The 24,492-nt window shown below is 62.7% G+C and carries 19 protein-coding genes; 10 read left to right on the forward strand and 9 right to left on the reverse strand.

Annotated elements, in window-relative coordinates:
* Positions 1-23: 23 nt before the first annotated feature.
* Entirely contained in the window at positions 24-692 is a 669-nt protein-coding gene (locus TU79_RS17690) for a haloacid dehalogenase type II (protein WP_057009190.1), read from the reverse strand.
* A 501-nt stretch (positions 693-1,193) separates the two neighbouring features.
* Here TU79_RS17690 and TU79_RS17695 point away from each other — a divergent pair.
* The 3 genes from TU79_RS17695 to TU79_RS17705 are packed head-to-tail and all read left to right on the forward strand — an operon-like array spanning position 1,194 to position 4,272.
* Complete coding sequence (locus TU79_RS17695) at positions 1,194-2,045, forward strand: GNAT family N-acetyltransferase (RefSeq protein WP_057009191.1); 852 nt, start codon at positions 1,194-1,196, stop codon at positions 2,043-2,045.
* A 21-nt stretch (positions 2,046-2,066) separates the two neighbouring features.
* Complete coding sequence (locus TU79_RS17700) at positions 2,067-2,780, forward strand: cupin domain-containing protein (RefSeq protein ID WP_057009192.1); 714 nt, start codon at positions 2,067-2,069, stop codon at positions 2,778-2,780.
* Positions 2,781-2,808: 28 nt separating this feature from the next.
* Entirely contained in the window at positions 2,809-4,272 is a 1,464-nt protein-coding gene (locus TU79_RS17705; RefSeq protein ID WP_057009193.1) for an aldehyde dehydrogenase family protein, read from the forward strand.
* Between the two features lie 736 nt (positions 4,273-5,008).
* Here the strand turns inward: TU79_RS17705 and TU79_RS17710 are convergent.
* Positions 5,009-5,269, reverse strand: coding sequence for a DUF6124 family protein (locus TU79_RS17710; RefSeq protein ID WP_057009194.1), 261 nt, complete (start codon positions 5,267-5,269; stop codon positions 5,009-5,011).
* 734 nt (positions 5,270-6,003) lie between these two features.
* Positions 6,004-7,329, reverse strand: a complete 1,326-nt coding sequence (locus tag TU79_RS17715; RefSeq protein ID WP_057009195.1) for an NAD(P)/FAD-dependent oxidoreductase — start codon at positions 7,327-7,329, stop codon at positions 6,004-6,006.
* A 245-nt stretch (positions 7,330-7,574) separates the two neighbouring features.
* Here TU79_RS17715 and TU79_RS17720 point away from each other — a divergent pair, with 245 nt between their 5' ends.
* On the forward strand, positions 7,575-7,919 hold the full coding sequence (locus TU79_RS17720) for a YggL family protein (RefSeq protein ID WP_003230349.1): 345 nt from the start codon (positions 7,575-7,577) through the stop codon (positions 7,917-7,919).
* A gap of 303 nt (positions 7,920-8,222) precedes the next feature.
* Entirely contained in the window at positions 8,223-9,683 is a 1,461-nt protein-coding gene (dacB, locus tag TU79_RS17725) for a D-alanyl-D-alanine carboxypeptidase/D-alanyl-D-alanine endopeptidase (RefSeq protein ID WP_057009196.1), read from the forward strand.
* Between the two features lie 110 nt (positions 9,684-9,793).
* Here dacB and TU79_RS17730 read toward each other — a convergent pair whose 3' ends face one another.
* Together TU79_RS17730 and rlmKL are read right to left on the reverse strand one after the other, a co-directional pair.
* Positions 9,794-12,178, reverse strand: coding sequence for a sensor domain-containing diguanylate cyclase (locus tag TU79_RS17730; RefSeq protein ID WP_057009197.1), 2,385 nt, complete (start codon positions 12,176-12,178; stop codon positions 9,794-9,796).
* 136 nt (positions 12,179-12,314) lie between these two features.
* A complete protein-coding gene (gene rlmKL, locus TU79_RS17735) occupies positions 12,315-14,579 on the reverse strand; it encodes a bifunctional 23S rRNA (guanine(2069)-N(7))-methyltransferase RlmK/23S rRNA (guanine(2445)-N(2))-methyltransferase RlmL (protein WP_057009198.1) in 2,265 nt (754 codons plus the stop codon).
* A gap of 532 nt (positions 14,580-15,111) precedes the next feature.
* On the opposite strand from rlmKL, the gene rmf reads away from it, so the two are divergent.
* Positions 15,112-15,327: a ribosome modulation factor gene (gene rmf, locus TU79_RS25465; RefSeq protein WP_002553055.1), complete on the forward strand. Its 216-nt coding sequence runs from the start codon at positions 15,112-15,114 to the stop codon at positions 15,325-15,327.
* A gap of 252 nt (positions 15,328-15,579) precedes the next feature.
* Here rmf and TU79_RS17740 read toward each other — a convergent pair whose 3' ends face one another.
* From TU79_RS17740 to sctC, 4 genes are all read right to left on the reverse strand, one after another.
* Entirely contained in the window at positions 15,580-16,635 is a 1,056-nt protein-coding gene (locus TU79_RS17740) for a quinone-dependent dihydroorotate dehydrogenase (protein WP_057009199.1), read from the reverse strand.
* Positions 16,636-16,720: 85 nt separating this feature from the next.
* Positions 16,721-17,182 carry a transglycosylase SLT domain-containing protein gene (locus TU79_RS17745; protein WP_057009200.1) on the reverse strand — a complete coding sequence of 154 codons (462 nt, stop codon included), beginning with the start codon at positions 17,180-17,182 and terminating at the stop codon, positions 16,721-16,723.
* Positions 17,175-17,570, reverse strand: a complete 396-nt coding sequence (locus TU79_RS17750; RefSeq protein ID WP_057009260.1) for a winged helix-turn-helix domain-containing protein — start codon at positions 17,568-17,570, stop codon at positions 17,175-17,177. The genes TU79_RS17745 and TU79_RS17750 overlap by 8 nt, the downstream gene beginning before the upstream one ends.
* Before the next feature lie 166 nt (positions 17,571-17,736).
* Positions 17,737-19,194, reverse strand: a complete 1,458-nt coding sequence (sctC, locus tag TU79_RS17755; RefSeq protein ID WP_057009201.1) for a type III secretion system outer membrane ring subunit SctC — start codon at positions 19,192-19,194, stop codon at positions 17,737-17,739.
* Positions 19,195-19,345: 151 nt separating this feature from the next.
* On the opposite strand from sctC, the gene TU79_RS17760 reads away from it, so the two are divergent.
* The 4 genes from TU79_RS17760 (at position 19,346) to TU79_RS17775 (ending at position 24,272) form a co-directional block, all read left to right on the forward strand.
* On the forward strand, positions 19,346-20,572 hold the full coding sequence (locus TU79_RS17760; protein WP_057009202.1) for a CmpA/NrtA family ABC transporter substrate-binding protein: 1,227 nt from the start codon (positions 19,346-19,348) through the stop codon (positions 20,570-20,572).
* Between the two features lie 13 nt (positions 20,573-20,585).
* Positions 20,586-21,161 (forward strand): ANTAR domain-containing response regulator, encoded by a 576-nt coding sequence (locus tag TU79_RS17765; protein ID WP_057009203.1) that lies wholly within the window; start codon positions 20,586-20,588, stop codon positions 21,159-21,161.
* 229 nt (positions 21,162-21,390) lie between these two features.
* The gene (locus TU79_RS17770; RefSeq protein ID WP_057009204.1) at positions 21,391-22,602 is read left to right on the forward strand and encodes a nitrate/nitrite transporter; all 1,212 of its coding nucleotides are present in this window, start codon (positions 21,391-21,393) and stop codon (positions 22,600-22,602) included.
* Positions 22,602-24,272, forward strand: a complete 1,671-nt coding sequence (locus tag TU79_RS17775) for a bifunctional protein-serine/threonine kinase/phosphatase (RefSeq protein WP_057009205.1) — start codon at positions 22,602-22,604, stop codon at positions 24,270-24,272. Before TU79_RS17770 ends, TU79_RS17775 begins: the two co-directional genes overlap by 1 nt.
* Positions 24,273-24,492: the final 220 nt, after the last annotated feature.

Here is a 24,492-nt window from a genome sequence, read left to right on the forward strand (position 1 = left end):
CTCGCGTGCTGTGGACGTTCGTTTTACAAACCCACCAGGCCTGGCAACCCACCGATATCGCTAATCTGCTGGTAACCATAAGCGGCATTGGCCGGCACTTCATGCCCACGGGCAACGAAGGCCTTGTGCTTGATCTTCATGTCATGGGCCGGCATCAGGTCGTAGCGGAAGCTGGATGACACATGCAAGATGTCTTCCGGACCGCAGCCCAGGTTGTCGAGCATGAACTCGAACGCGCGCAGGCGTGGTTTGTAGGCCTGGGCCTGTTGGGCGGTGAACACTTTGTGGAAAGGCGCGCCGAGCTTGTCGACGTTGGACATGATCTGACTGTCCATGGCATTGGAGAAAATCACCAGGGGAATCTTGTCGGCGATCTTCGACAGGCCGGCCGGCACATCGGCATGGGGACCCCAGGTCGGCACGGCGTCGTAATACAGCTGGCCTTCTTCGCGATACTCAATGCCCCAACGCTTGCAGGTACGGGCCAGGGCGGTCTTGAGCACTTCATCGTAGGGCCGCCAGTCACCCATCACCTGGTCGAGGCGGTAGGCGGTGAAGTCCTTGACGAACTGTTCCATCTGCTCGGCCGTGACGCGGTCGGCAAACAGCTCGCGGGTCAGGGTGCCCATCTGGAAGTTGGTCAGCGTACCGTAGCAGTCGAACGTAATGAATTTGGGACGAAGAAAGCTCATGGCGTGTGGTCCTGGAGTCAATGGAATGTGGCCAAGCGTTCGCGGCTCTGGCGGCGCGTCAGCCCTGTGCAACACAGCTTCATTACAACACTGTGAAATCAGCAGATGGCGTCAAAAACGCCCGCACCTCAATACAAAGCACCGTTTTTAGCGCCAGCGCCAGCAGAGTTTGCGGCGCGCACAAGCCTTGGGCAAAGCCCGTATTCATGCGCCTTAATGGGCCTTTTACGGCATGAAGGCTCAAGAATGGGGCTGGCGAGCGGCAGAAAGTGTGGTGGACCGCCGTGGTTTATGTTGCGCGCTGGCGCAGCCATAAACAGCCCTCCGTGCGGCAACGCATTTGCTGCTGAGCGCCGCCTCCAATTTAGTAGTAACTATGGTGGTGCGACCCTCCTGCATCGCAAATCTGCCGAATACTGCGCACCCTCTTGCCAGCCCTGAAAACAGGTGGGATACAGGCATTCCAATGATGCTCCCCCTTTTGCTCAACGGAGGCCCGCCATGGCAGCCCAGCCCCACACTGATTACCTCTATCGCTCGATGACGGTGGCCGACTTGCCGGCCGCCCATGCCCTGTCGGTGCAACTCAAATGGCCCCACCGCCAGGAAGACTGGGCGATGTTGCAGCGCGTCAGTGACGGCTTTGTAGTACTCGACGGCGAACGCCTGATCGGCACCGCATTCGCCTGCCCTCAGGGCGACTACGCCACCATCGGCCTGGTGATTGTCAGCGACGACTATCAGGGCCGGGGCATTGGCCGACGTTTGATGGAGCTGGCGCTGAAAGCCTGTGACGCGCGCACGCCGTTGCTCAACGCCACCGTGGCCGGCGCGCCGCTGTATGCCAGCCAGGGTTTTGTCGAGTTCGGCCATATACAACAGCACCAAGGCAATGTGCAGGTGCCCGAGCAGACCGCGCTGGCCGAGGGGGAACACTGTCGCCCGTTGACGGCCGATGATCACGCCGCCGTGATTGCCCTGGCCAACGCCGGCAGCGGCCTGGACCGCCGTGAAATCCTGCGCGACCTGCAGGTGGAACACGCCGTGGGCATCGAGCGCGACGGCCAGTTGCGCGGCTTTGCGCTGCTGCGCCCGTTCGGCCGTGGGCGCTGCCTCGGCCCGGTGGTGGCCGAAACCTTCGAACAGGCCAAACACCTGATCACCACGTTGCTGGAGCAGGTGCCGGACGCCTTCGTGCGTATCGACATCCCCGCCGAGTGCGGCCTCGGCGACTGGCTCGAACAGGCCGGTCTCAAGTGCGTCGACACCGTCGCGCGCATGGCCAAGGGCACACCGCCCCAGGCCGGCGGCGGCGTCCACCTGTTTGCCCTGATCACCCAAGCGGTCGGTTGATTCTTTTCTGGAGCCTTGCCCATGTCCTCTCCCCGTATTCTGATGCTGGCCCGTGCCGACGGCAGCGCCGTTGGCACCCCCTTTCGCCACGCGGCCCTGAACGCCCTCGACCCGTTCGGCGACGCCCGCCAGATCGCCTGGTTGAGCGAAGACGGCATGTCGGCCGGGCGCGTCGCGTTCAGCGGCGAAGCTGTGATCGACGATTTCCCCTACAGCGAAACGCTGGTGGTACAAGCCGGTTCCGTGCTGCTGCACAGCGCCGAGCAGACCCTGGAACTGGGCGTCGGCGACAGCGCCGTGATCGGCCGGGGCACGCGCCTCACCCTGCAAGCGAGCCCCGGCAGCTGGTGGGCCTTCTGCGCGCTGAACCTGACCGATGCGCCGCTGCGTCCCGGCCTTACCTGGCTCGATCCACGCACCCCGCTCAACCCGTCTGCCGCACCCGACGCGCAGATTTTGATTGGCCCGGCGCCGCAATGCCGCGCGAACAACCTGTTCGACGATGAAAGCACCGAGCTGCGCGTGGGCATCTGGGACTCCACGCCCTATGCCCGTCACGGCCGCCCGCACAAGCTGCATGAATTGATGTACCTGATCGAAGGCAGCATGACGTTGCAGGACGCCGAGGGCGTGGACACGACGGTCAACCCCGGCGACACCGTGTTCGTCGCCAAAGGCGCGCCCTGCGCCTGGCGCGGCTCGGTGTATGTGCGCAAGATTTACACGGTGAAATAAGCTGTTATCGCTCCAGGGAGCCCGTTGAATGACTACACACTCTTCGAACCGTTACAGCGTCGATGCGCACACGGCGGACAAGTTCTATATCGATGGCCGCTGGGTGGCGCCGGCCGTTCCGGCGAGCCTGGCGGTGATCAACCCGGCCACCGAAGAGGTGGCCGCGCAGGTCGCGCGCGGCTCCAGCGAAGATGTCGACCGTGCCGTCGCTGCGGCGCGTGCGGCGTTTCCCGGCTGGTCGGCCACCCCCCCGGCGGCGCGCGCTGGGGTGCTGGGGAAAATCCATGAACTGATTCTGGAGCGCAAAGAGCAACTGGCCCAGGCGCTGTCCCTGGAAATGGGCGCGGCCATCGGTTTTGCCCGCGCCATGCAGGTGCCGCTGGCGGCCGAACATGTGCGGGTGGCGCGTGATTTGTTGACGAGCTACCGCTTTCACACGCTCGAAGGCAGCACCGCCATCGAACGCGAAGCCATCGGCGTGTGCGGGCTGATCACGCCGTGGAACTGGCCGCTGTACCAGATCACCGCCAAGGTCGCGCCGGCGATTGCCGCCGGCTGCACCGTGGTACTCAAACCCAGCGAATTGTCGCCGCTGAGCGCGCTGCTGTTCGCTCAACTGGTGCACGACGCCGGCCTGCCGCCGGGGGTGTTCAACCTGGTCAACGGCAGCGGTCACGAGGTGGGCGCGGCGATGGCGGCACACCCTGACATCGACATGATTTCCATCACTGGCTCCAACCGCGCCGGCGCCCTGGTGGCGCAGGCCGCCGCGCCGACGGTCAAGCGCGTGACCCAGGAACTGGGCGGCAAGTCACCGAACGTGCTGCTGCCCGATGCGGACTTTGCCAACGTGGTGCCGCTGGGGGTGATGTCGGCGTTTCGCAACGTGGGCCAGTCGTGCAGCGCGCCAACGCGGATGATCGTGCCGAGGGCGCGGTTGGCCGAGGTCGAAGCGCTGGCGGCAGCCACAGCCAACGCGATCATTGTGGGTGACCCGTCAGCGGAGGAGACAGTGCTGGGACCGATTGCCAATCAGGCGCAGTTCGAGCGCGTGCAAGTGATGATCGAGGCCGGCATCGACGAAGGGGCGAAACTGGTGTGCGGCGGTCCGGGACGTGTGGCGGGTTTTGACTACGGCTTTTACACGCGGCCGACGGTGTTCTCCGAGGTGGAGAACCGCATGCGTATCGCCCAGGAGGAAATTTTCGGGCCGGTGCTTTGTATCATTGCGTATGACACGGTGGACGAGGCCGTGGCCATTGCCAATGACACGGTGTATGGGCTGGGCGCGCATGTGCAGGGGCAGGACCTGCAGGCTGCCCGGGCAGTGGCATCGCGTATTCGGGCGGGGCAGGTGCATCTGAATCATCCCGCGTGGGATCCGATGGCCCCGTTTGGGGGGTATAAGCGGTCGGGCAATGGGCGGGAGTATGGGGTGGTGGGGTTCGAGGAGTATCTGGAGATTAAGGCGATTGTTGGGTTTGGTAGTTAAGGATGGGCCATCCTTGGCCCAGCGCGGCTAACCCGGCGTCCTGCCGGGTTAGCAACGGATTCAAGCCTGCGTTCGGCCAGCGCGGTTGACGGGGCGCCTGAGATCAAGATCAAAAGCAGATCAACAACAGGGCAAAAGCAGGATCTGGTCGATTCGCTTTTTTGTGGGAGCTGGCTTGCCTGCAATGCAGACACCTCAATCCTTCAGGCAGACCTAGGCGATGCCTTCGCAGGCAAGCCAGCTTTTATCAAACACAAAATAAAGTTTTGATTTAAAACATGAAACTTCAGGAAGCCACATTCCTGTGGCGAGCAGGCTTGTCCTGCGGTGGGCTGCGCAGCAGTCCCAAAACCATGCTCCGAGCAGTTTCAGGTGCGCCGCATGTTCCTTGATTGGGGGCGCTTCGCACCCCAACGCGGGGCAAGCCCCAATGCCGTTCAGTTAAGCGCAGATTCCCTGTGGCGAGCAGGCTTGTCCTGCGTTGGGCTGCGCAGCAGCCCCAAAACCAGGCGCTGAGCCGTATCAGGTACACCGCGTTTTGCTGGATTGGGGGCGCTTCGCACCCCAACGCGGGGCAAGCCCGCTCGCCACATAAGCCCACATATTTTCCTTAACTGAACGGCATTAGGGCAAGCCCGCTCGCCACAGAGGCTCTAGTTTGCTGCGCGACAGCGCTCAGTCGAAGGCTTGGCGCTGCTTCCCGCATTTGATCGCGCTCCCCTCATACCGGTGGGTTCTAAGGGTGGGCGGCTTTTGTAACATCATCCAGCACGCGCTCGGCCAGCAAGCGCGACACTTCAATCAGTTGTGCAATACCCAATGCGCATTCGCGCCGTGTGCTTTCCAGCTCAAAGGCAAAGTCGCAGGCCAGGGCGTGGGCGCAGGCCAGTGATTCGCTGAGGTTGACCAACAGGTCCTGGGTGGGGATGCCGTCCTTGACGGAGAACAGCACGCTGGAAGCGCAATCGCGTGGGGGACTTGGGGTGGGTTTGATCATTGTGAAGCTCCGGAGAAGTATTGAAGGAGCTGCCACTGATCGCCGCGACGCGATGGAAGGTGGCAGCTGTACGCAGGTTCGCGGACCGACTCTCCAGAACATCGGCATACCCGAAGGTATCCCGCGCACAGCTGCCATAACGCCGCACAGTAGACGATAAAAAAGCGCCAACTGAAAGGAGCCGATGACGCTTTTGCGTCTGAAGAAATACGGGCCGCGACGCCCGACCGCTGAATGCGCAGCGGTATACGGAGACTAGAGATCGAGTGTCCTAGGGACAACCTCAAATCCGTGTGGGACGTTTCCGTTTTTTACCAACACCTGAATTCAAAATGTGCAGTGGGTCAGCTAGAAATAAGTTAACTGACACACCGCATTCGCGAGCAAGCCCCCTCCCACAGTTTGTACAGTGCTCGGCAAAAAAATGGTCGACTCGCTCCGGCCAGCGTGGTCGACACGGACGCCTGAAATTCAGATCAGCAGTGTGATATCTATCGACAGATGGAGATCCAAATGTGGGAGGGGGCTTGCTCCCGATAGCAGTGGGTCAGCTATCCATAAGCTGACTGACACTCAGCCATCGCGAGCAAGCCCCCTCCCACACTTTGAACAGCGCCAGGCAGGAAAACCTCGGTCGGCTCTAAGGTCGCCGCGCTCTTGATCTGGGGCGCTGTAAAAGCGGAACCGCCATTAGCCGTTACCGAAGCAACGGCGATACCCACCCCAAAAAAACCTCAAAAGTCCGCCACCTTTCCCCAAGCCGAAGACTTGAACCGATCCGGATGATAAGGCTGCGGATCCACAATCGGCTGTGCCCCACTCACAATATCCGCAATCAAATGCCCCGCCCCCGGACCAATCCCGAACCCATGTCCGCTGAACCCCGCCGCCAATACCAATCCTGGCAAGCTGGCCATCTCGCCAATCCCGGGCACCCCGTCAGGCGTACTGTCCACATACCCCGCCCAAGCCGCGGTCACCGTAGACTCTTTAAAGGCCGGCATCAGTTGCGCAGCCCGCGCATAAGTCAACTTCACCGCCGCCGCATCCGGCGTCGGGTCCAGAATCCGCATCTTCTCCATCGGCGTCGGCTCATCGAGACGCCAGCGCTTCCAGCTCTCATGCCCTGCCCGCGCGCCCTCGAACCCGCCCACCGCCAGATTGCGCCAGCGACGTTGAAACATCGGTAAAAACTGCGGCGCAAAGCTGAGCAACTGCGGCGTCGGGTCAACCCGCCCGCGCCCGCTGATGGCCAGCGTATAGCTGCCATCAAAGCGACGTGTCATCGAGGCCTGGGAGGTGTGCAGCGCACTTGGCAGGTCCTGATTGGGCGGCGACACACGAAGCACCGTTTGCCGAATGGTCGCCTGGGGAAAACGAATGCCGTACTGACGGCAGAACGACGACGCCCAGGCACCGGCGGCGAGTACCGCGAGACGGGTGCGGATGGTGCCCTTCTCGGTCACTACTCCCGACAGTCGCCCGCCTTCGGTCTCCAGCCCGCGCACGGCGCAGCCCTGATGCACCGTGCTGCCCAGCGCCATGATCGCGCGCGCGACCGCAGGCGCTGCGCGAGATGGGTCGGCGATGCCGTCGGTGGGCGCGTAGACCCCGCCCTTCCACTGTTTGCCGGTGGCCCGACCCCGTTCAGCGGCTTGCTGCGCGGTGAGCATATGGGTCTCGACGTTAACCGAACGGGCAAATTCGCCCCAGCGCGCCCAGCCGTCGATTTCCTTTTCGTCATTGCTCAGGTAAAGCAGGCCGCAGCGGGTGAAGCCGGTCTGCTCGCCGGTTTCGGCGGCGAACTGCGACCACAGTTCCAGGCTCTTGGTGGCCATCGGCAGCTCGCGCGCATCGCGATTCTGCTGGCGGCACCAGCCCCAGTTGCGGCTCGATTGTTCAGCGCCGATACGGCCCTTTTCCACCAGGGCGACGTTCATCCCGCGTTTGGCCAGGTAATAAGCAGTAAAGGCACCGATAATGCCGCCGCCGATCACGACCACGTCGGCGTCCGTCGGCAGGTCAGGCGAGGTTTCTACAGGAATCAGGGGAGCTGGCATGGGCGGGTTTCCGTCAAGGTCGGTCGTGGGGGCTCTGGCATCGCGGCAGCATGGATTTATTACACCACCATGAAGCCATGCATAAACGGCGAAAAATACCGGCTGACTGACACAAACCACCGTTTAACAGGCCCGCCCCGGCAGACTTTACCGATGAAGCGAATGAAGGTTTGCGTAACGCTGTAAGGCGGCCGCGCCTATTAGCTGGTAAAGTGCGCACCGTTATTTATCAAGAGGAATGTTTCATGGCCACTAACCGCTCCCAGCGTCTGCGCAAAAAACTGTGTGTGGACGAGTTCCAGGAATTGGGTTTCGAACTGAACCTGGAATTCAAGAAAGACCTGGCTGACGATGCAATCGATGCATTTCTCGACGCGTTCCTCAAAGAAGCCATGGAAGCCAACGGCCTGGGCTACGTCGGCGGTGACGACTACGGTCTGGTCTGCCTGCAGAAGCGTGGCTCGGTCAGCGAAGAGCAGCGCGCCAAGGTTGAAGCCTGGCTCAAATCCCGCGATGAACTGACCAAAGCTGAAGTCAGCCCATTGCTGGACGTCTGGTACCCGGAAAAGCCGATCAATCCGGTTGCCTGATTGTCCTCAGGGCCATCCTTGTGATGGCCCTGTTTGTTTACGCGAGCCCCTTCTCTGGTGCTCCGCGCCCACGACACTTTGGTCGCCGGGCAACCGCTCAAAATCACTCGATCAATGAACGCGCTGCCGACTCTGTGGTGAAAGCAACGCCGTGCCTGTAAAAAAACGCCGATTTCCAGCTATCGTTCAGCTACAAGTGGCGCGACCTTGGGGCATAATGCCGACACTTTCATGACCACTGAGGGATTTTCTTACGTTCCCCTCGCCTTTTTCACCCTCCTCAGCAGCAGGGTTCTATTTTTTATGATCAAATCTTTGCGTCCATTGTTACTCGCCGGTCTGCTCCTGCCACTGGCCTTTTCCGCCACCGCCGCCCCCGTCAACAACAGCCTGCCGCCCAATGTCGCGCAGGCCCTGCAGAAAGCCAAGCTGCAAAATACCGCCCTGTCTCTGGTGATGATTCCGCTCAACGGTCCGGGCACGCCGACTGTATTCAACGCCGACGTCTCGGTGAACCCCGCTTCCACCATGAAGCTGGTCACCACCTACGCGGCCCTGGAAATGCTGGGCCCCAACCATCAGTGGAAAACCGAGTTCTATACCGACGGCACCCTCAGCGGGGGCGTGTTGCATGGCAACCTGTACCTCAAGGGCGGCGGCGACCCCAAGCTGAACATGGAAAAACTCTGGCTGCTGATGCGCGACCTGCGGGCCAATGGCGTGCAGCAGGTCACCGGTGACCTGGTGCTGGACCGCAGTTTCTTCAATCAACCGCTGCTGCCCGAGTTCAATGACGACGGCAACGACGAGAACAAACCGTTCCTGGTCAAGCCCGACGCGCTGCTGGTCAACCTCAAGGCTCTGCGCTTTGTCACGCGTAACGATGGGGGGCGGGTGATCGTCTCGGTCGAGCCGCCGATTGCCACCATCCGCATCGACAATCAGGTCAAGGTCTCCAACGCCAGGCAGTGCACCGGCGATGTGCGCTACAACCCGGTCACCGCCGCCGATGGCAGCGTCACCGTGACCGTCAGCGGCCAGTTGGCCGAGGGCTGCAGCTCGCAGACCTACCTGTCGCTGCTCGACCACGCCACCTACACCGCCGGCGCCGTGCGCGCCATCTGGAAAGAGTTGGGCGGCAGCATCCAGGGCCGTGACCTCCAGGCGCCGGTGCCCAAGAGCGCCAAGGTACTGGCTCGCGCGTTCTCGCCGGACCTGGCGGAAATCATCCGCGACATCAACAAATACAGTAACAACACCATGGCCCAGCAGTTGTTCCTGAGCCTGGGCGCGCAATTTCGCAACGACGCCGACGGCGACGATGCCAAGGCCGCGCAGCGTGTGGTGCGCCAGTGGCTGGCGAAGAAAGGCATCACCGCGCCACACCTGGTGATGGAAAACGGTTCCGGCCTGTCCCGCGCCGAACGCGTCAGCGCCCGCGAAATGGCCGCCATGTTGCAGGCCGCATGGAAAAGCCCGTACGCCGCCGAATACATCAGCTCCCTGCCGATTGCCGGCACCGACGGCACCATGCGTAAACGCCTGAAGACCACCGCCATGCGCGGCGAAGCCCACGTCAAGACCGGCACACTGAACACCGTTCGCGCGATTGCCGGGTTCAGCCGCGACAACAACGGCTACACCTGGGCGGTGGTGGCGATCCTCAACGATTCGAAGCCGTGGGGTGCCTCGTCGGTACTGGACCAGGTGCTTCTGGACCTGTATCGCCAGCCTAAAGTGATGGCGGCAGCGCCGGTGCTCTAAATGTGGGAGGGGGCTCGCTCCCGATGGCGGTGTGACAGTCAGTCCAGGTATTGACTGATTCACCGCTATCGGGAGCAAGCCCCCTCCCACCTTGGTTTTTGTGTCTGCCTTCAGGCCGGTAGTTTCTCCGGCGTGACACGGTCACGGCCGGCCTGTTTGGCCAGGTACACCGCCGAATCGGCGCGCAGCAGCAAGCCGTCGATGCCCTCATCGACACGCCAACTGGCCACGCCGAAACTGGCGGTCACCGTACCGACGGTATCCATCGGTACGCTGCGCAACGATTCCCACAGTTCCATCGCCAGGCGGCAGGCCTGTTGGCCGTCGGTGCCGGGGCACAACACCATGAACTCTTCGCCCCCCAGGCGGCAGAACACATCGGTGCGGCGCAGGCGCTGGCCGATGCGCTTGCACAGTTCCTGCAGCACGCCGTCACCCACGGCATGGCCATAGCGGTCATTGATGCGCTTGAAGTGGTCGATATCGAGCATGATCACCGACAACGCCCCCGACGTACGCCTGACGCGCACCATCTCGGCCTTGAGGCGGTCCTGGAAGTAACGACGGTTGTGGATGCCGGTCAGGGAATCGGTGATGGACAACGCACGCAGTTCTTCTTCCACCCGTTTCAGATCGGAAATATCCGACACATAACCGTGCCACAGCGTGCCGCCTCCGGGTAACTCCTCCGGCGTGGCCTCGCCACGAATCCAGCGCAACCCGCGCTGCGGCAAGATCACCCGATACTCTTCACGCCAATGGCTCAACTGCACGGCCGACGAGCGAATCGAGGCGCGTATGCGTTCGACGTCCAGCGGATGGATACGCTCGAAGACCTTTTCCGCGTCCTGCTGCAGTACTCCTACCTCGATTTCATAGATATCGCGCATGCCGTCGCTGGCATAAATGAAGCGCCACTCACCCCGGGGCTTGAGGGTGAACTGGAAAATCCCGCCGGGCACGTGGGCGCTGAGTTTTTTCAGCAGGCGATCGCGTGCAGCCAGCGCCTCGTAGGCGCGCTTTTGCTCGGTCACGTCGAGGTAGATCGCCAGGTGCCCCACCCACAGGCCATGGTCATCGAGCAACGCGGTGCCAAGCATATTCACAATCAACTGGCTGCCATCTTCGCGGACCAGCGTCCATTCGCGCGCCTCGTGCAGGCTGTCCGGGCTCTGCACCAGCATGGCCTGGCTCGGCGGGATACGCTTGCCCAGCAGCAGGCTCACGCTCGCGGCACTGGCTTGCAGCTCCGACGCCAGGTGCAGGCTTTCGAGGGTGGCGCGCCCGACCACTTCGGCGGCCTTGAAGCCGAGCATTTGTTCAGCACCGGCGTTGAAGGTATTGATCACACCGCGCAGGTCGGTGGCGATGATGGCGACTTGAGTGGCGGCATTCAGCACGCTGCGCAGCTGGCTGTGGGCGCCGCGCAGTTCCTGCTCGCGCACGCGCAGTTGCACGGTGCGCTGCTCCACCAGTTTCAGCGCGCGCTGGCGCTGGCTGACCAATACGTAGAGCAAGGCGGCAACCAACAGGCTGAGCATCCCGCCCATGCTCAGGATGCTGGCCAGCGAAGAGCGGCTGGACCGGTCGAATACCTCGCTGGGACGCAGGGTCAGGGCGTAGACATGATCGCCCAGGGTCAAGCGGCGGGTAACGGTGAGGTCCCTGTCGCTCGGCGTGTTGCCGGACTCATACAGCATGCGTTGCTGCAGGTCGGAGGTGTCGACGATCTGCGTCACCAGATTATCGCGGTCGGGCCTGGGCAGGCCGTCGGCCACCAGCTGCCGCAGGCTGATCACAGCCATCACAAAGCCGAACGGCTCTGCTCCTGTCCGGGAAGCGACCGGCGCAACCAGCAGCACGCCCATCGCGTAGGCTGGCTCCACGCCCACCAGTTGCATGGGTTGGGACACTGCCAGCTTGCCGCTTTTCTGCGCCCGTTCAAGGGTCGAGCGCCGCAGGGGCTGGGCCAACAGGTCAAACCCCATGGGCGAGCCGAGCTGGCTCTGGGTCTGGTTGTACAGCACCGGCACGTATTCATCACGTTCAGCCGCCAGAGCCAGTTCGCCGACCGCATTGAGTTCACGGATGGCGAACGGCGTACCGAGCGCGCGCGAGATGTCCTGTTCAAACCGGCTGCGCTGCTCGCGCAAAACGCGAGGCGCCCACGCATAGGCGCGCGCGTGCAGCAGCAAGGGCTGGGCAAAACCGTCGAATTCTGCGCGGGTCACGTCTCGGGAATTGATGAAGAAACGTTGCAGGCTGCCCAGGCGTTGCTCCTGGTCCTCGAAGCGTTCCTGCAGGCGACTGAAGCGCTCGCTGACCAGCAATTGGAAGCGTTGGCGCACCTGCTGCCGATTGAGGTCGCAAGCGGCCCAGGCCACCACGAAGGTCAAGGCAATCCCTGCCAGGAACACCACCGACGCCACCAGCCAGGCGGATGCCTGCTCACTGATAAAGCCTAGTATTTTCGGGCGGACGGCTTGCAACGGCATGGACAACACTCAAGACGCCAACGTGCGGGGGTGTCACGTTGGCCAGGCCTTAGTTATAGCCATAGGCCCGGGGTTTGACCAGCCTCAAACCACGGCAGGCGCAAGTAAGCTTGCGCCTGCCGTGGACACGCATCAATCAACGTGCGGTGATTTTCCAGGCGCGGTGGATCTTGGCGTTGCGCGCAAAATCCGGGTCGAGGGTCTTGTCGCTGATGTCCTCGACGGCGTAGCGCTCGCTGAGGTTGTCCTCGAGCACGAACTTGCGGAAGTTGTTCGAAAAATACAGCACGCCGCCCGGTGCCAGGCGCGCCATGGCCAGGTCGAGCAACTGCACGTGGTCGCGCTGTACGTCGAAGATGCCTTCCATGCGCTTGGAGTTGGAGAAGGTCGGCGGGTCGATGAAGATCAGGTCGAACTCATCGCGGCTCGCCTCCAGCCACGCCATCACATCGCCCTGCTCCAGGCGGTTCTTGTCGGAGAAGCCATTGAGCGAGAAGTTGCGACGCGCCCAGTCCAGGTAGGTCTTGGACAGGTCGACGCTGGTGGTGCTGCGCGCGCCACCCTTGGCGGCGTGCACGCTGGCGGTGGCGGTGTAGCAATACAGATTGAGAAAGCGCTTGCCGGCCGCTTCCTTCTGAATGCGCATGCGCATCGGACGGTGGTCGAGGAACAGGCCGGTGTCCAGGTAATCGGTGAGGTTGACCAGCAGCTTCACGCCGCCTTCGCTGACCTCGGTGAACTTGCCCTGGGCGCTCTGGCGCTCGTACTGCCTGGTGCCGCTCTGGCGCTCGCGACGCTTGACCACCACGCGGCTCTTGTCGATGTTGAGCGCCTGGGGAATCGCGGCCAGGGCATCGAACATGCGTGCCGAGGCTTTTTCCGGGTCGATGGACTTGGGCGCGGCGTATTCCTGCACATGGACCCAGTCGTGGTACAGGTCGATGGCCATGGAGTATTCCGGCATATCGGCGTCGTACACGCGGTAGCAATCCACGCCTTCACGCTTGGCCCACTTGCCCAGCAACTTGAGGTTCTTTTGCAGGCGGTTGGCGAACATCTGCCCGCCTTCGCTCAGGCGTGCCTGCTCGACGACCGGGGCCGGGGCCGGTTTGATCGGGTTGCCGTTCTTATTGTACTGGCGCTCCTGCGGCTCGACCGGGGCCTGGTCGTAAGCGGCCTGCTCGCGCTCGGCCTGACGCTGCTCCGGGGTGCGCCGCTCGCCGGTGACGAACTGATCCGGGTTGACCTTGATCAGCAGCAGCTTGCACGGCAGTGCGCCGTTCCAGAACGAATACTGTTTGTGGCTGCGGATGCCCATGCGCTTGCCCAGGTCCGGCGCGCCGGTGAATACCGCCGCTTCCCAGCCCATGCAGGCCTGACGCAGACGCTCGCCAAGGTTCTGGTAGAGGTACAACAGGCTGGCTTCGTCACCCAGGCGCTCGCCGTAGGGCGGGTTGCAGATCACCAGGCCTTTCTGGTTCTGGTCCGGACGCGGCTCGAAGGTGCCGACTTCGCCCTGATACACCTTGATCCAGTGGCTCAGGCCAGCGCGTTCGATGTTGTTGCGTGCCGGCTGGATCAGGCGCGGGTCGGCTTCGTAGCCACGCACCCACAGCGGCGGTTTGTTCATGCCGATGGCGGCACGCTCCGACGCTTCGGTGTGAAGTTTCTTCCACAGCGCCGGCACGTGGCCGAGCCAGGTGGTGAAGCCCCACAATTCGCGATTGAGGTTGGGCGCCATGTCGGCGGCAATCATCGCGCCTTCGACGAGGAAGGTGCCCACACCGCACATCGGGTCGGTCAGCGCGCCGCCCTCAGCGGCAATGCGCGGCCAGCCGGCGCGAATCAGGATGGCGGCCGCGAGGTTTTCCTTCAGCGGCGCCGCGCCCTGCTGCAGGCGATAACCGCGCTGGTGCAGGCTGTGGCCGGACAGGTCGAGGGAGAGGATGGCTTCGCCACGGTCCAGGCGCAGGTGGATACGCAGGTCCGGGTTGATCTTGTCGATGGACGGCCGTTCGCCGGTGGGGGTGCGCAGTTTGTCGACAATCGCATCCTTGACCTTCAGCGCGCCGAAGTGGGTGTTGTCGATGCCCGAGCCGTGGCCGCTGAATTCCACGGCGAGGGTGCCCTCGGGGACCATGTGCTCGGCCCATTCGATGTCGAGCACGCCGTGGTAGAGGTCTTCGGCGTCCTTCATCGGGAAGCGCTTGAGCACCAGCAGCACGCGGTTGGCCAGACGCGACCAGAGGCACAGGCGGTAGGCGGTCTCCATGTCGGCCATGCCGCGCACCGCCGAGGTGTGCTCGCGGGCTTCCTCAAGGCCAAGCCCGACGGCTTCCTCGATCAGCAGGCCTTCAAGGCCCTTGGGGCAAGTGAGGAAGAGTTCAAAACGGTCCGACATGGGGCATTCCAGGCTTTTCAGCAATAAATGAACGGGCGACGCATCGCCGGTTCGGTTTTCAATCAAGCACTTTTCTTGAAGAGTGCTCGCGTGGCACGAATGTGCCGTCCCACCCCGGCGATAGGGCCCGTGGGCCCTGAATGCAGAGGCAGATCAATAATGTTAGGCAACAAAAAGAAATATTCCGACCCTTCGTCGAATAATAACCGACTGCAACGGGCGGGCATTCTCACCTGGGGATTGCACCCATGGCCTGCGCGGGGCACATCATAGCTGGCTTTGCCGATAAAAAGGGGCGAAAAGCCATCCCAGCTTATGGCTATAGCATCCAAAACGTTACGTGCTTATGACAAAACGATCATTGAATCCATGTGACCTATTGGTTAGAACTCAACACAGGTTGGCGCCGTAACGACGCCGACACACAGGCTCGCCACGCCGGCAGCGAGCCCACCAACGGCAGAAAAACTCTGCCCGGCCCCAGACGAGGCCGAAGGATATCTAGACAGTCAACCAGTGAGGGAAACACCCTATGAGAAGACTTAAGCGTGATCCGTTGGAAAGAGCATTTTTACGCGGATATCAATATGGCGTTCATGGCAAATCCCGTGAGCTTTGCCCATTTACTCTACCGTCGGTACGCCAAGCCTGGATCAACGGCTGGCGAGAAGGACGCGGCGACAACTGGGACGGTATGACTGGCACTGCGGGCATCCACAGACTCAACGAACTTCACGCCGTCGGCTAATCAGGGCATCTAATTCCGACCTGCCACCTTTGACTATGTAACGACTTAACCACGCACGCCTGACCCAGGCGGCGGGCTTCGGCCCAAGGGCTCCTTTATGGAGCCCTTTTTATTGGATGGCAAAACCCATTGAGGCTACTAATTTTTGTGGATTGCCCTATTGCCCGCTCTGTGGCGAGCAGGCTTGTCCTGCGTTGGGTTGCGCAGCAGCCCCAAAACCGGACACTCGGTTCCAACTGAAAGAACGCAGCGTCATGACTGGGTCTGCTGCGCAGACCAGCGCGGGGCAAGCCCGCTCGCCACAATGGCATCCACCGACTCGCGAATCAGCGCCGGGCCCTTGTAGATAAAGCCGGAGTACAGCTGCACCAGGCTGGCGCCGGCGGCGATTTTTTCGGCAGCGTGCTTGCCCTCGGTAATGCCGCCCACGGCGATGATCGGCAAACGCCCGGCCAGCTCGGCCGCCAGCACCTTGACGATGTGGGTGCTCTGCTCGCGCACCGGTGCGCCCGAGAGCCCCCCTGCTTCATCCCCATGGGCCAGACCTTCGACACCTGCGCGGCTCAGGGTAGTATTGGTCGCGATCACCGCATCCATCCCCGAATCCACCAGAGCCTGGGCCACCAGCACGGTCTCTGCGTCGCTCATGTCCGGGGCAATCTTGATTGCCAGCGGCACGCGCTTGCCATGCCGCACGGCCAGGTCTTCCTGGCGCTGGCGCAGGGCTTCGAGCAATTGTTTGAGCGAATCACCGAACTGCAGGCTGCGCAGGCCCGGCGTGTTGGGGGAACTGACGTTGACGGTGACGTAGCTGGCGTGGGCGTAGACCTTGTCCAGGCAGATGAGGTAGTCATCCACCGCACGCTCGACCGGGGTGTCGAAGTTCTTGCCGATATTGATGCCCAGGATGCCCTTGTACTTCGCCGCCTGAACCCGCGACAGCAGGTGATCGACGCCCAGGTTGTTAAAGCCCATGCGGTTGATGATCGCCTCGGCTTCCGGCAGGCGGAAAATGCGCGGTTTGGGGTTGCCCGGCTGCGGCCGTGGGGTCACGGTGCCGATTTCGACAAAGCCAAAACCCAACTGGGCAAAGCCATCGATGGCGGCGCCGTTCTTGTCCAGACCGGCTGCCAGCCCGACCGGGTTGGGAAACTCGAGCCCCATCACCGACACCGGCATTTTCGCCGGCGCCTTGCAGACCAGGCCATTGAGCCCCAGACGGCCGCCGGCACCGATCAGGTCCAGGGACAGATCGTGGGAGGTTTCCGGGGAGAGTTTGAACAACAGCTGGCGGGCCAGGTTATACATGGGCGGGCTAGACTCGGATGGCGGCGAAAGGTGGCGCGATTATAGCCGGGGTAACCGCCCGCGTGCGAGGCGTGCCGCCCAATCGTCAGTGACGCAGTGCGACCAGCGCCTCATACTGGGCCCAGATTTTTTGCGCATATTGCTCGCGCAATGCATCACGCTCCGGACCCGACCCAGGTCCCGCGTTGTAGGAACCCACGGCCGTCCAGTTGTAACCGAACCGCTGGATAAATTCGGCGAGGATCGAAGCGCCCACTTCCACCGACAAACAGGGCTCGCTTAGCAACCGTTCTTCGGTAATGCCCTGTTTGAGCAAGCGCGGCAGGTGCATGCTGTTGATCTGCATCAAGCCGATATCGCGGCTGCCATCGCTGTTAGCCTTGTTCATCGCGTTCGCGCGGTATCCCGACTCCACGGCCGCGATGGCCTGCAGCAGTTCCGGTTCAATGTCGTAGCGACCGGCCACGTCTTCCCAGCAATCGGCCCAGGCCGGGCTGCTGACCAGCACCGCACTCAACACGACGCTGCTGGTCATGCGTTTAATCATGCTGCACCTGGCCACAGGCCGAGCAGAGACGCTGCTCGCGCGCGCCTTCCCACAGCGGCCTGCGCTGGACGTTCACAGGACACGTGAAACGATAGCCTTTGCCATAAATCGTCTTGATAAAGCCCTTGTCGGTCTTCAAGTGTTTGCGCAGCGCATAAATGCAGCGGGTCAGCGACTCCTCGGACACCTCTCTACGGGGCCAGGCCGACTCCAGCAAATGGTCCTTGGTCATCAACGCACCGCCGGATGCCAGCAGCAATCGCAGCACATGCCACTCTTTGGGCGGCAATTGAAGGTCCACATTCTGCCCGGTCAACCGGCCATAGCCATGCAAGGTCCACCCCGCAAACACCCATGAGGTTGTCAGCTCATCATTTGCGATGGCCATGGGCACCTCGGTATCCATTTACTGACATTGAATTTCTTGCTTCCTGAATCCACCGATACGGCAACAGCAGGACTATAAAAACCTGATCGCCGAACGGAGCTAGGAAACTGCCTATGCACTTGAGGATTTCGAGAGTCACTACGTAGGACTTTTCGCCAAGCAGAGGTCACTCAATGGCCTCGGGGCCTGCGCGCATAAAGGCACGCTGCACCCGCTCGTATTGAGCCTCAGTCAGTGGCGGCGGTCCTACGGTGCCTGCCAGCAGCTTCGGCTCGCCACCCACCGCGCGCGCCTGGATCACGAACAGGCGCACCTGGGCACCACGAACGCGGCGCGCGCCTTCGTCATCGCGGCGAAAAGTCCCAAGCCACAGGCGCCGGCCCTGAGGCACCCGCACCACCGTGCTGATCGCGATGCGGCCCACCGCCGCTGCCGAACCTGGCGTGAGCTTGCCGGCCATGGGCCGCCCATCTTCCAGGTTCAGTTGCATTTCGATCTGGCTCGCATCGGCAAAACGCGGCAGCACACTGGCTTCGGTGCGATAGCGCACCGGCTGCCACTGAGCGTCGTCTTGCGCGGATTTGGGCAGGTAAAACGTGTGGGCGTCATGGAACACCGCCGGGACGTTTTCCTGGGTAAGGATCACTGGAAACGCCACCACCCTGGCCTTGCGACGACGCTCCAGCGCGGCCAGTTGTGCCATCAGGCGGTTGTCCTCCAGAGGAGTCAGCACCTGCGTCACTGAAGGCGGGTCGTTGCCCTCTGCGGACCAGGCCATCCCCAGTTTTTCCAGTTCAGTACGGTCCACATCAACCTGCCACAAAGCCACCTCAATCGGCCGCCTGGGCGTGTCGAGTTGCGCCACCAGTGCCTCAATCACTTTCACCTGAGCCGGCTTGCCCTTGATCAGCAGGCTGTTGGAGTCGGGATAGGCGAGCACCAGCAGGCTCTTGTCGGCCATCAGATCGCGCGCACCTTGCTTGCGCTCGGCGGCCAGTACGGTCTCGATCATCGAGGCCATGCCGGGAACATTGACCTGCTCATCGCCCAGGGCGTATTGACGATCGGCCACATGGGTATTGAACACCTGCACCACGCCAAATGCCTGATCGCCGACTTGCACCTGGGTACGCTGACGATCCATCAGTTGCGCCAGGTGCAGCACCTGATCCACGTAGTTGGGCGGGCCGGACACATAAAAGGTGCGCCCGGCGCTTTCGCGCAGGGGAAAGCGTGATTCATCCAACCCCGAGCGGCGCATGAACTCACGCAGCCGGTCGACCGATATATATCGCAACGTCACTGCCGAGCTTTTCGCTTCGTTGGCGTCATACACACGCAGCACCTGGCCGTCGCTGTACCAGATCAGGCCATGCTGCTCGGCCAGGGCCTGCAAGGTGTGCTGCGTTGCGTTGAGGTCGAATACCCCCGAAACGCGCCTGCGCGAGACGTCGCGGCTGACCACCACGGGCAACCCCAGCGGCACTGACAATGCGCTGAAGACGGTATGCAGGCTTTCATCCTGCGCCCGATACGCCTCGGCCGAGACGAACGTGCTTGTGCACAGCACGGCCAGACACAGCAACCAGCGCAAGCGGGTCATGACAGGGGAATCGATCGTCACGTTGGAAGTTCCTCGCAAAGAGGCGGCCATACTGAAAGCCGGCCGGGTTTCAATCTTGATGAAAAGCTGACGGTCTGCCGCGCCTGCGGGGCCGTGGCATGTGCCTTGCTAAGCCTTGCTCACTGGTTTTTTGATTGAAAAGGCGGCATTGATGAACGATTCGGCAGGCAGCGGCCCGGCCAGAGATCCACTGGCCTGGGTCCACGGCAGTGACGCCCCGGAAAAGAGCAGCCTCGATCTCGGATTCATGGCCCTGAGCGATTGCGCCTCGCTGGTGGTCGCAGCCACCCAGGGCTTTGCCCAACCCTACGGCTTGACCCTGAACCTCAAGCGCCAGTCATCCTGGGCCAACCTGCGCGACAGGCTGGTCAGCGGTGAACTGGATGCCGCCCACAGCCTGTATGGGCTGATCTACGCGGTGCACCTGGGCATCGGCGGCGTGGCGCCCACCGACATGGCGGTGTTGATGGGCCTGAACCAGAACGGCCAGAGCATCAATCTGTCCCACGGCCTGCAGGCACAGGGGGTGACCACTCCTGAGGCACTGGACCACCACGTGCACCAAAGCCGCACAAAACTGACCTTCGCCCAGACGTTCCCCACCGGCACCCACGCCATGTGGCTGTATTACTGGCTCGCAAGCCAGGGCATTCACCCCTTGCAGGATGTCGACAGCGTGGTGGTGCCGCCGCCGCAGATGGTTGCGCACCTGCAGGCGGGGCGCATCGACGGTTTCTGTGCCGGCGAACCCTGGGCTGCAAGCGCGGTGAAGCACAATCAGGGCTTCACCCTGGCGACCAGCCAGACGATCTGGCCGAACCACCCGGAAAAAGTGCTGGGCTGCACCCAGGCGTTCGTCGATCAATACCCCAACACCGCGCGCGTACTGGTGATGGCGGTGCTCGAAGCCAGCCGTTTTATCGAACAGAGCCACGAAAACCGCCGTTCCACCGCGCAACTGCTCAGCGCCCGCGAGTACCTTGATGCCCCACTCGACTGCATCGAGCCGCGCCTGTTGGGCCACTATGACGACGGCCTGGGCAACCAGTGGCAGGACCCTCATGCCCTGCGATTTTTCGCCAATGGCGAGGTCAACCTGCCCTACCTCTGCGACGGCATGTGGTTCATGACCCAGTTCCGCCGCTGGGGTCTGTTGCGTGAAGACCCGGACTACCTTCAGGTTGCCCGCCAGGTGCAGCAACTGGACCTGTATCGCCAGGCCGCCGCCGCCGTTCACGTGTCGGCAAGCCACGAGGACACACGCAGCAGCCAGTTGATCGACGGCAAAATCTGGGACGGCTCCGACCCCGCCGCCTACGCCCGCAGTTTCCGTCTGCACGCCCTGGCGGATCACCCCAACCGCCAGGCCCGGCGCTGACAGGAGCACCACCATGTTGCGAATCCTGTTGATCAACGACACCCCGCGCAAGGTCGGGCGGCTCAAGGCGGCGCTGGTCGAGGCCGGCTTCGAGGTGATCGATGAGTCCGGCCTGACCATCGACCTGCCCGCCCGCGTCGAAACGGTACGCCCGGACGTGATCCTGATCGATACCGAGTCAGCCGGGCGCGATGTCATGGAGCAAGTGGTGCTGGTGACCCGCGACCAGCCGCGGCCGATTGTGATGTTCACCGATGAGCACGACCCGAATGTGATGCGCCAGGCGATCAAGTCCGGCGTCAGCGCCTATATCGTCGAAGGCATCCAGGCCCAGCGCCTGCAACCGATCCTTGATGTGGCCATGGCCCGCTTCGAAAGCGACCAGGCCCTGCGCGCCCAGTTGCAGGCCCGCGACCAGCAGTTGGCCGAGCGCAAGCGCATCGAACTGGCCAAGGGCATGCTGATGAAAATGAAAAGCTGCAACGAGGAAGAGGCCTACACCCTGATGCGCCGCCAGGCCATGAGCCGCCAGCAGAAACTGATCCAGGTGGCCGAGCAGATTATTGCCATGAGTGAATTGCTGGGCTGACGGTGGCAAGCCTTGTGATGGGCAGACTGGTTTTGATTGTGGTTGGGGGCTTGTTCTTCACAAGTTTAGTGTTGGCGCAGGACTTGCTAAGCATTCATCACAGGTAGCCAACGGCGGTTGCCCTTCCACGACAAAGACGTCGCACATCCGGTTTGCTTTCGCGAACCCGATGGCGGCGTTTTTTTTCGTTTTGGCCTTCTGACAAGACCCCCAACCGTTGAGGTGCGTGATGAAATCAAGCTTCTGGAAATCCGGGCACACCCCGACCCTGTTTGCCGCGTTCCTGTATTTCGACCTGAGTTTCATGGTCTGGTACCTGCTGGGCCCGCTGGCGGTGCAGATTGCCGCCGACCTGCACCTGACCACCCAACAGCGTGGCCTGGTAGTGGCAACGCCGATCCTGGCGGGCGCGGTGCTGCGCTTTCTGATGGGCATGCTGGCCGACAAGCTGTCGCCCAAGACCGCCGGGCTGATTGGCCAGGTGATCGTGATCGTCGCGTTGTTCGGCGCCTGGAAACTGGGCATTCATAGTTATGAGCAAGCCCTGCTGCTGGGCTTGTTCCTCGGCATGGCCGGCGCCTCCTTTGCCGTCGCCCTGCCCCTGGCCTCGCAGTGGTACCCCGCTGAACATCAGGGCAAGGCCATGGGCATCGCCGGAGCGGGCAACTCCGGCACGGTGTTCGCCGCGTTACTCGCGCCGGTGCTGGCCGCCGCGTTTGGCTGGAGCAATGTCTTCGGTTTTGCGCTGATTCCGTTGGTGCTCACGCTGATCGTGTTCGCCTGGCTGGCGCGCAACGCCCCGCAGCGCCCGAAAGCCAAAGCCATGGCCGACTACTTCAAGGCCCTGGGCGACCGTGACAGCTGGTGGTTCATGTTTTTCTACAGCGTGACCTTCGGCGGTTTCATCGGCCTGGCCAGCGCCCTGCCCGGCTACTTCAACGACCAGTACGCGCTGAGCCCGGTGACCGCCGGCTACTACACCGCCGCCTGCGTGTTCGGCGGCAGCCTGATGCGTCCGTTGGGCGGCGCGCTGGCGGATCGTTTCGGCGGCATCCGCACGCTGCTGGGCATGTACGGCGTGGCGGCAATATGCATAGCGGCGGTGGGCTTCAACCTGCCTAGTTCCTACGCCGCCTTGGCACTGTTCGTGTGCACCATGCTCGGGCTGGGTGCGGGCAACGGTGCAGTCTTCCAACTGGTGCCCCAGCGTTTTCGCAGCGAAATCGGCGTGATGACCGGCCTGATCGGCATGGCCGGCGGCATCGGTGGTTTCGCCCTCGCCGCCGGCATGGGCGCGATCAAGCAAAGCACCGGCAGTTATCAACTGGCCCTGTGGCTGTTCGCCAGCCTCGGCGTGCTGGCCTGGTTCGGTCTCTACGGCGTGAAACGCCGCTGGAGAACCACCTGGGGTTCGGCTGCCGTGACCGCTGCGCGCGTCTGATGAGCCTGCAACTGAGCGTCGCCCAGGCCAGCGCCATCGGCCCGCGCAGCGAAAACCAGGACGCGCTGCGCGTGGTCACGCCCAGCGCGCAACTGGCGGCGAGCAAAGGTTACCTGTGCGCCCTCGCCGACGGCGTCAGCCAGTGTGCAGACGGCGGCCTGGCCGCACGCTCAAGCCTGCAGGCGCTGGCCGTGGACTACTACGCCACACCGCAGACCTGGGGCGTGGCCCAGGCGCTCGAACGGTTATTGCTCGCGCAGAATCGCTGGCTGCAAGCCAACGGCGGCGGCCAGCCCTTGCTCACCACCCTCAGCGCCCTGGTGTTTCGCGGCCAGCGCTTTACCCTCGCCCATGTCGGCGATTGCCGCGTGTATCGCTGGCTGGACGGCGAGCTGCAGCGCATCAGCGAAGACCATGTGTGGGAGCAACCGGGCATGCAGCATGTGCTCAAGCGCGCCCTCGGCCTGGATCAACACTTGGTGCTGGACTTTCTCGACGGCGAACTGCGCGCGGGCGAGTGCTTCCTGCTGCTCAGCGACGGCGTCTGGGCCACATTGGGCGAGCACAGCATCCGTGCGATCCTGCGCGAGCAAACCGACCTCGACCTGGCCGTCAACACCCTGGTGAGCGCCGCGCACCTGGCCGGCAGCCAGGACAACGCCAGCGCGCTGCTGGTGCGCATCGACGCCCTCGGCGCCGCCACCCTGGGCGATGCGCTGGTGCAGTTGCAGCAGTGGCCGCTGCCGCCGCCGCTCAAGCCCGGTCAGGCGTTCGAAGGCTGGCAGGTGGAAAGCGTGGTCGCGCAGAGCCGACAATCGTTGCTGTACCGGGTCCGCGACGCGCAGCAACAGCCCTGGCTGCTGAAAACCCTGCCGCGCAGCCACGACAATGACACCGATGCGGGCCAGGCCCTGCTGTCGGAGGAATGGTTTCTGCGTCGGGTGGCCGGGCGCGCGTTCCCGCAGGTCCACCCCGCCAGCGGGCGTCAGCATGTGTATTACGTGATGCGCGAATACCCTGGGCTTACCCTGGCCGAGCTGTTCAAGCAGCAAGGCCCGTTGCCCCTGGCGCAATGGCAGTCCATCGCCGAGCGTTTGCTGCGCGCGGTCGGCCTGCTGCATCGTCGACAAATCCTGCACCGCGATATCAAGCCGGAAAACCTGCTGCTGGGCGACGATGGTGAACTGCGCGTGCTGGATTTTGGCCTGGCCTACTGCCCGGGCCTCTCCGCAGACCCGATCAACACTCTGCCGGGCACGCCGAGCTTTATCGCCCCCGAAGCGTTCAATGGCGAGCGTCCTGCGGCCCAGCAGGATTTGTACAGTGTCGGCATTACGCTGTATTACCTGCTGACGGGGCATTATCCCTACGGCGAAATCGAAGCCTTCCAACGCCCCCGCTTCCATCAACCGATCAGCGCCAGCCGCTATCGCCCCGACCTGCCGGACTGGCTGCCCCTGAGCCTGGAGCGCGCCGTGGCCGCGCAACCGGCGCAGCGTTATGAAACCGCCGAAGAATGGCTGTTGGTGCTGGAGCAAGCCGACCGCCGCGAACTGAGCGTGCGCCCGCGCCCGCTGCTGGAGCGCGAACCCTTGAAGGTGTGGCGCACATTGGCGCTGCTGTCGCTGCTGCTCAATCTGGTGCTGCTGTATGGGCTGTTGCACCACTAACGGGCAAAACGTTTCGGCTGTGGGTTTAAACGCCCAGTAAAACCGGGGTTATGCGGACTTGGCACAAGCGCTGCATTAGCTTTCCCAACAACCCACATATAGCCGCCCCTTCAACGACGAAGGATCGAGCTTCCCGAGAGAACGGGACCGGACAAAGGCGTCCTCGCTAGGTAACTAGCGGGGACGCCTTTTTTTGTTTGCGCGTGATTGGTCGGAGAGC

Source organism: Pseudomonas trivialis (assembly GCF_001439805.1).
Lineage (GTDB): Bacteria > Pseudomonadota > Gammaproteobacteria > Pseudomonadales > Pseudomonadaceae > Aquipseudomonas > Aquipseudomonas trivialis.